At 40.4% G+C, this 6,784-nt stretch carries 7 protein-coding genes; 6 read left to right on the forward strand and 1 reads right to left on the reverse strand.

Going from position 1 to position 6,784, the window contains the following annotated elements:
* Positions 1 to 438 precede the first annotated feature (438 nt).
* From RCH20_RS12255 to RCH20_RS12275, 5 genes are all read left to right on the forward strand, one after another.
* Positions 439 to 1,686: an NAD(P)/FAD-dependent oxidoreductase gene (locus RCH20_RS12255; RefSeq protein ID WP_327193802.1), complete on the forward strand. Its 1,248-nt coding sequence runs from the start codon at positions 439 to 441 to the stop codon at positions 1,684 to 1,686.
* Between the two features lie 146 nt (positions 1,687 to 1,832).
* The gene (gene tnpA, locus RCH20_RS12260; protein ID WP_209956698.1) at positions 1,833 to 2,231 is read left to right on the forward strand and encodes an IS200/IS605 family transposase; all 399 of its coding nucleotides are present in this window, start codon (positions 1,833 to 1,835) and stop codon (positions 2,229 to 2,231) included.
* The gene (gene tnpB / locus RCH20_RS12265) at positions 2,228 to 3,391 is read left to right on the forward strand and encodes an IS200/IS605 family element RNA-guided endonuclease TnpB (RefSeq protein WP_327193803.1); all 1,164 of its coding nucleotides are present in this window, start codon (positions 2,228 to 2,230) and stop codon (positions 3,389 to 3,391) included. Before tnpA ends, tnpB begins: the two co-directional genes overlap by 4 nt.
* A 134-nt stretch (positions 3,392 to 3,525) precedes the next feature.
* Complete coding sequence (locus RCH20_RS12270; RefSeq protein WP_209956933.1) at positions 3,526 to 3,864, forward strand: RidA family protein; 339 nt, start codon at positions 3,526 to 3,528, stop codon at positions 3,862 to 3,864.
* 290 nt (positions 3,865 to 4,154) lie between these two features.
* Positions 4,155 to 4,538, forward strand: coding sequence for a rhodanese-like domain-containing protein (locus RCH20_RS12275; protein ID WP_209956934.1), 384 nt, complete (start codon positions 4,155 to 4,157; stop codon positions 4,536 to 4,538).
* Positions 4,539 to 4,885: 347 nt separating this feature from the next.
* Here RCH20_RS12275 and RCH20_RS12280 read toward each other — a convergent pair whose 3' ends face one another.
* On the reverse strand, positions 4,886 to 5,578 hold the full coding sequence (locus RCH20_RS12280) for a peroxiredoxin (RefSeq protein ID WP_327193804.1): 693 nt from the start codon (positions 5,576 to 5,578) through the stop codon (positions 4,886 to 4,888).
* Between the two features lie 271 nt (positions 5,579 to 5,849).
* Here RCH20_RS12280 and RCH20_RS12285 point away from each other — a divergent pair, with 271 nt between their 5' ends.
* Positions 5,850 to 6,314 (forward strand): hypothetical protein, encoded by a 465-nt coding sequence (locus tag RCH20_RS12285; protein WP_327193805.1) that lies wholly within the window; start codon positions 5,850 to 5,852, stop codon positions 6,312 to 6,314.
* The last annotated feature ends 470 nt before the right edge of the window (positions 6,315 to 6,784 follow it).

Genomic DNA, 6,784 nt, shown 5'->3' on the forward strand with positions numbered 1-6,784 from the left:
AAGTTTCTACGCCAAGGATGGATGGAAAACGACTTATCTAAATTGTTTTATGATATTAATCCTTGTCATAACACTTTTATTTTGAATTGACTATAAGTGTACATTACGCTCGATATAGAAAGATATAAAATTGAGGAAGCGTAGGCGTGTAAGGTGGAATGTGATTTATTGCAGGCAATATAGAACCATCCTTTAAAATAAATCAGCAACTTAAAGTAAAACCAGATCATTGTTAAGCGGTTTGGTCTTGCGTTACGGTAAGGTTATCAAATGTAATTTTCTACACTATTCCTTCTAATTTCCTTTCATGAATTTATCATAACTAAAAGTAATGGATAACAAAAAAATCTGTTAGATAGTAGTTTAATATTTGTCATAATGGCGTTACTATGGCCTTAATATTCAAGGTTCTATATCCATATCAAAAAAGGTTATGCTATGCGCTACGAAGCTATTGTTATTGGTGCGGGTATGGTCGGTACATCGACTGCTTGGCATCTACAAAAAAACAACTCCAAAGTTCTACTGCTAGACAGAAAGTTACCGGGACTCGAGACCTCATACGGTAATGCGGGATTGATCCAGCGCGAAGCCATTCATACCCATCCTTTCCCTCGACAGCTAACAGCATTGGTTAGAGTCATGCCCAATCGTGGTACTGATATTCGTTATCGAATACCAGCTATTCTACGTTATCATCAAGCGCTACTACAGTATTGGAAGTATTCTACGCCGGCATCGGTCAAAAAAATAGAAGCAGAGTGGCAAACCCTGATTGCGCATTGTACTAGCGAGCATCAGACTATGATTACTGCTTCAAACGCTGATGAGCTGATTAGACGCGATGGCTGGCTGCAACTACATCGTTCTGAAGAGACTCTGAAAACGGCTGCCGCTGCCGCTATTAGTGATCGCGAGCAAGGGGTCGAACATAAAGTATTGACCATTGCTGAATTAAAAGTGATTGAGCCTAATGCTAATTTTGATGGTTTTGTTGGCGCAATTCACTGGCTAAACTCATGGCAAGTATCCAACCCAAGTGCCTTGGTCAAAGCGTATGCTAAGAGTTTTCAAGAGATGGGCGGTGAGATAAAAGAAAGCAATGTGAAAGCGATTACTCCTGATGGAGATGGTTGGAAAGTAATCACCGATAGTGACACTTATTATAGCGATGATTTGGTTATAGCTGCTGGACCTTGGTCTAACGAGTTAATTAAACCGTTAGGATATGACCTGCCACTATTCCCAATGCGCGGTTATCATCAGCACTTTAAAATTACCGGCAAAAACACTATCAATCACAGTATGTTTGACATGGATAAAGGCTTTGTCATGGGGCCAATGCAGCAAGGTATCCGCATCACTACCGGTGCTGAGATGACTACCATGGATGCGCCAAAGAATTTCGGACAGCTAAAAACTGTACTGAAGCTCGCCAAAAAAATATTACCATTAGAGGAAGCAGTAGAATCTGAAGCATGGGCAGGATCACGTCCATGTATGCCAGATATGAAGCCGGTCATTGGCCCAGCTGGCAAGCATGACAAATTATGGTTTGCCTTTGGTCACAGCCATCAAGGCTTTACCTTAGGGCCGATTACTGGGCGTCTGGTTGAAGAGCTGATTCATAATAAGCCATCAACGGTCGATGTTGCACCATTTAACGCCCAGCGTTTTTCTAAATAAGCGGTTACTTATTTAAACTTTTAACAAAAGTTCCGCAGAAATCCCCTACTTCTAAAGTAGCGGGATGAATGCATTATTGACTATGACGACATAAATCACTATGGTAATATCAACTCAGTCTAAAAAGACAAAGATATTGCAATAAGATGGTCTTAGACACAAATTCTCATTCAGTCTTTTTGCTCAGCTACCACTTAATACTGGTTACTAAGTATCGAAGAGAGGTATTTGATGACGAGGTGTCAAATAGAGCCAACGCTATTTTTGATGCTATTTCCCCTAATTATAAGATTGAGTGTATTGAATGGAATCACGATAAAGACCATGTGCATATTTTATTCAAAGCGCACCCGAAAACCGAGATAAGCAAGTTTATTAACAGCTACAAATCAGCAAGCAGCCGACTACTTAAAAAAGAATTTCCTCAGATCAGACAAAAACTCTGGAAAGATAAGTTTTGGGCGCAGTCTTTTTGTTTGATTACGACAGGCGGTGCACCACTAGAGGTTATTAAAAAATATATTACTGAGCAAGGTTCAAAATGAGTAAACCCATTCTTAAAGCCTACAAATTCAGGCTGTACCCGACTGATGACCAGCAAGTGTACTTTGCTAAGTCATTCGGCTGCGCTCGTTTTATATGGAATAGAATGCTTGCTGATAAGATTAATCACTATAAATTACATAAAGAAAGCTTAAAAAACACACCCGCTCAGTATAAAAAAGAGTTTGAATGGTTGAAAGAAGTGGATAGCTTGGCATTGGCCAATGTGCAAATCAACCTGCAAAGAGCCTTCCAAAGCTTCTTCAAATCACCTACTTTCGGCTTCCCAAACTTCAAACACAAAGGTAAAAAAGACAGTTATACCACCAACAATCAAAAAGGCACGATTGCGGTTGGCTTGAACCGTATTAAGTTGCCAAAAATTGGTCACATCAAAGCAAATATTGATAGAAAAACTACAGGGCTGGTTAAAAGCGCCACCATTACCAAGACCGCGACTGGTAAATACTTTGTCAGTATTTTGGTTGAAACGGTAGCCGTCGATCTACCTAAAACCCAATCAAATATCGGTATTGATTTAGGATTAACAGACTTTATCGTCTTATCGGACGGCACAAAAATTGCTAATCCTAAGTTTCTAGCGAGACTTCAAGGCAAGCTTGCCAAGGCGCAACGTATTTTATCCAAGCGGGCGCGGGTGGCAAAGGCTGCCAATCGTAAATTATCCGAAAGTTGCAATTACCAAAAGCAGAATACCAACGTCGCTAAAATTCATGAGCGGATCAGAAACACCCGCACTGACTTCTTACATAAAACCTCATTCAATATCGTCAAAAACCACGACATTATTGCGATTGAGGATTTGAACGTCAAAGGGTTGCTCAAAAACCATAAGCTTGCTAAAGCAATCGCTGACAGCTCATGGTCAACCTTTACTAATATGCTGACCTATAAAGCGGACTGGTACGGCAAGACCGTTATCAAGGTTGATAGATGGTATCCTTCGTCTAAAACCTGCTCTTGCTGTGGTCATATCCTTGGCAAAGGTGAGCTTAAGCTAAGTGATAGAGCGTGGGTGTGCAAAATTTGCCTGACCCAACATCACCGCGACATTAACGCCAGCATCAATATCCTAAATGAAGGGTTGCGATGCTTGCAAACGCTCAAAAAAACCCTTGGTTCAAGGGTGTTAGCTTGGTAAATTTACTTAACCGCTGGTGCAGAACATCGTACTAAGTATGGGTATTACCCAAGAAACCCCTACCTCTTAGGTAGTGGGTAGTTCATTACCTAAACGTTAATACAGTAACGCCAAAATAATAAGGACAAACCGTAATGCAAAAGCTGCACAGCAGTCAACGTATGAGCAAAATTGTCATTCATAACCAGACCATTTATTTATCAGGTCAAGTAGGCAATGCTGAAGACGATATCAAAGCGCAAACGTTAACTTGCCTAGAGAAAGTTCAAAGTTTGCTTGAAGAAGTCGGTAGTGATAAATCAAAAATGCTATCAGCTACGGTCTGGGTAAAAAGCATGTCAGATTTTGCCGCGATGAATGAAGTATGGGATAAGTGGTTTGAAGGCATTCAGCCGCCCGCTCGTGCTTGTGGTGAGTCCGCTCTAGCACGTCCTGAGCTGTTAGTAGAAGTGACGGTCATTGCAGCTGAATAACCCGTTAGCCTTATATTTTGTCGTAAAAAAAGGACCTGATAGCTATTATCGGGTCCTTTTCTTATTAGTAGACTTTGTCTTATCAATAATGAGAGATTATATATATTAAAGTAAATGAAACTTTGTAGACATCTTTTAGCAAATAACATATTGTACTTTGGTATAGTGTACTGGTTCTGAAGTATTATATTTAGCTTTTTAAGGTATCTGAATAGATATCTTTAACCATTTGGGCATGAAGCTGCCACCTAGCTGGTTATTACCTGCCTGCTATATTTTAAGGTATTACTATGAAAACTCCACATGACTTAGTAGCTGCTGCAAAAGCACAAATTAAAGAAGTATCAGTGACGCAGGCAGAAGCTACTTGCCACAAAGTCGACGTTATTATCGATGTACGAGAGCCTGCTGAATATGCTGCAGGTCATATTGAAGGGGCGGTATTGGTGCCTCGTGGTATGCTGGAATTTGTAGTGTCTGATCTGCCGGCTGTTAATGGTACTGATACTTCAATCTTATTATATTGCAAATCCAGTGGACGAGGCGCCCTAGCTGCTCAGTCTTTAGAAGCGCTTGGCTATAAAAATGTGGTCTCTGTTACTGGTGGTTATGATGCTTGGGTTGAAGCGGGTAAGCCAACAGTGATGCCAAATGATAACGTTGATTTTGGTTAATAACGCATGTTAACGGTCAAAGTACGCTCTTATTTTAAAGCAAGATCAGTCTTTGTGACGTACTAACACTCTTTATGACGATAATCACATCGGCTGACTTTATTACGACGATAAGACGGCGGTAAAATATTATGAGCTGCCCTTAACCATTTTACCTATCTAAAACAGCCTTATTGTTAGGTCATAGATCAGTTGTTAAATGATAGTGTGATAATTATAAACTTAGTAAGTGATTAGCGAACAACGCATAAATAAAAAGCCCCGCTACTTATCCAGTAGCGGGGCTTTTTTATTGACTGGCTTTATCTCGGAATATTTAAACTATATCGAAATACCATACCTATTCATTACAGAGTTTTTTGACTAAAGTACCAATCGGTATACTCATAGCCTTCGTCAGCACGGCTTTCCGCTTCTTTAGCAGTGCGTGGTGGCGGTACAATGACTGGTTCGCCCACTTTCCAGTTCTCTGGAGTAGCAACTTTGTTGGCATCGCTGGTTTGTAAGGCATCAAGTAAGCGTAAGAATTCATCTACAGATCGACCATTGCTCATTGGATAATAGACCATCGCCCGCAACACACCTTCTGGATCAATAATAAAGGTGGCTCGCACTGCCGAAGTATCACTCGCGCCCGGCTGAATCATGCCATAAGCCTTAGCAACCTGCATGGATAGATCAGCAATAATAGGGAAGGTGATTTCTACATCAAAGTTTTCTTTGATATTACGCATCCAAGCAATATGAGAGTGCACGCTATCAATAGATAACCCCAATAACTCACAGTTCTTAGCACGGAAATCTACCGCTTTATTGGCGAATGCGATAAATTCAGTAGTACATACTGGGGTAAAGTCTGCAGGATGAGAAAATAGTACCAACCATTGACCTTTATAATCGTCCAATGACTTCTTACCGTCAGTAGTAAGCGCATTAAAATCCGGTGCAGGTTGATTAAGCTGCGGAAACTGAATGGCGTTGGTTGGTGCCACGTCGTCTTGGCATGAACAGTTTTCGCGTGCGTGTTGACGGTTTCTCATTGGCTAATCCTTAGTAGGTAATTGAATATAGTAGCTAGTTAAATAATTACAACAGAATCACTATAACATGTTATTATTATAATAAATATTATATGATTAATGATGTTATTGAGTTTTTCTAAACATATTTTGTAAATTATCATTTTTTTATGTACAAATATACCTTTAGTCCTACATTTCAAAATAGGGCAATCAAAATAACCCTGTAGCGGCTGTTCGCCAAGTAGGCTAACTTGAGAGCCGATAACCTTGCAACAAACGGAGAGAAATTATGAAACGAATTCTTATTACTGCACTTACTGCGGCGGTTACTTTCTTAGCAATTGGTTCTGCTTCTGCCGAAGAAACGCGTCATATTAAAGTATCAACACCGCCTTTATTAGTGATTGTCACCTCGGACGACGCTCAAGTGCAGCTTATGTCGATGGTCCTTACGATGCAGTCAGCACAGCAGGGTGCGGCAACCCATGTATTACTTTGCGGTGCGGCTGGTGATATGGCACTACGTGATGCCCCTAGCAGTGTGACTGTTGGTCAACCGCCTATGAATATGAGTGCCCAAGGTCTGATGAAAACGGTTATGGAAAAGACAAAAACCAAAGTCGAAGTCTGCGCGATTTATCTACCCGGCAAAGGTCTTGATCAATCTGCGCTAATTGATGGTGTGACTGCAGCAGATCCAGCAGCTATCGCTAAACTAATGGTTGACCGGGAAACTAAAATAGCCAGTTTTTAATCAAATACCTAGCTTTGACAGTAGAGAAACGGTGTTTAGGTGATAATTGAGCCAATTCTCAACCCGTATTCACCGTCGCTAAGGAAGGTTTTATTTCTAAAGAAGGCTGTCGTAAAACATGGTATGTGCGAAGAAATATACTTCCATTGTGCTGTATGACAGTAATCATCAAACATATACCTATGTTTGTACTTTATAGCCTAGGCATCTTCAAACCTTCGTTTGGACGCACCTGGTTTAGACCAACAGGTTTCCAGAAGTTTTGGATAACTGTAAATCATAAAAACCCCCATAAGTTGTGTCCAACTTATGGGGGTCAGTTCATACAAGGAGTTTTTATACTTTATTTTTAGAACGCACTAGGGCAAGATTTTTATTTCCTAGATTAACACACCAAGTGCAACGCTAAATGATGTTATAGAATACCTGATTTGGTGTTTTGAATCCCAATCGTTTTCTTGGTCTGCTAT

Origin of the sequence: Psychrobacter sp. PL15, assembly GCF_035984995.1 — a bacterium.
GTDB lineage: Bacteria > Pseudomonadota > Gammaproteobacteria > Pseudomonadales > Moraxellaceae > Psychrobacter.

What these genes read in the sequence shown, in the direction of transcription:
- RCH20_RS12255 (WP_327193802.1), top strand. Translation starts at nt 439, where the DNA reads ATGCGCTACGAAGCTATTGTTATTGGTGCGGGTATGGTCGGTACATCG.
- tnpA (WP_209956698.1), top strand. Translation starts at nt 1,833, where the DNA reads ATGGTCTTAGACACAAATTCTCATTCAGTCTTTTTGCTCAGCTACCAC.
- tnpB (WP_327193803.1), top strand. Translation starts at nt 2,228, where the DNA reads ATGAGTAAACCCATTCTTAAAGCCTACAAATTCAGGCTGTACCCGACT.
- RCH20_RS12270 (WP_209956933.1), top strand. Translation starts at nt 3,526, where the DNA reads ATGCAAAAGCTGCACAGCAGTCAACGTATGAGCAAAATTGTCATTCAT.
- RCH20_RS12275 (WP_209956934.1), top strand. Translation starts at nt 4,155, where the DNA reads ATGAAAACTCCACATGACTTAGTAGCTGCTGCAAAAGCACAAATTAAA.
- RCH20_RS12280 (WP_327193804.1), bottom strand. Translation starts at nt 5,578, where the DNA reads ATGAGAAACCGTCAACACGCACGCGAAAACTGTTCATGCCAAGACGAC.
- RCH20_RS12285 (WP_327193805.1), top strand. Translation starts at nt 5,850, where the DNA reads ATGAAACGAATTCTTATTACTGCACTTACTGCGGCGGTTACTTTCTTA.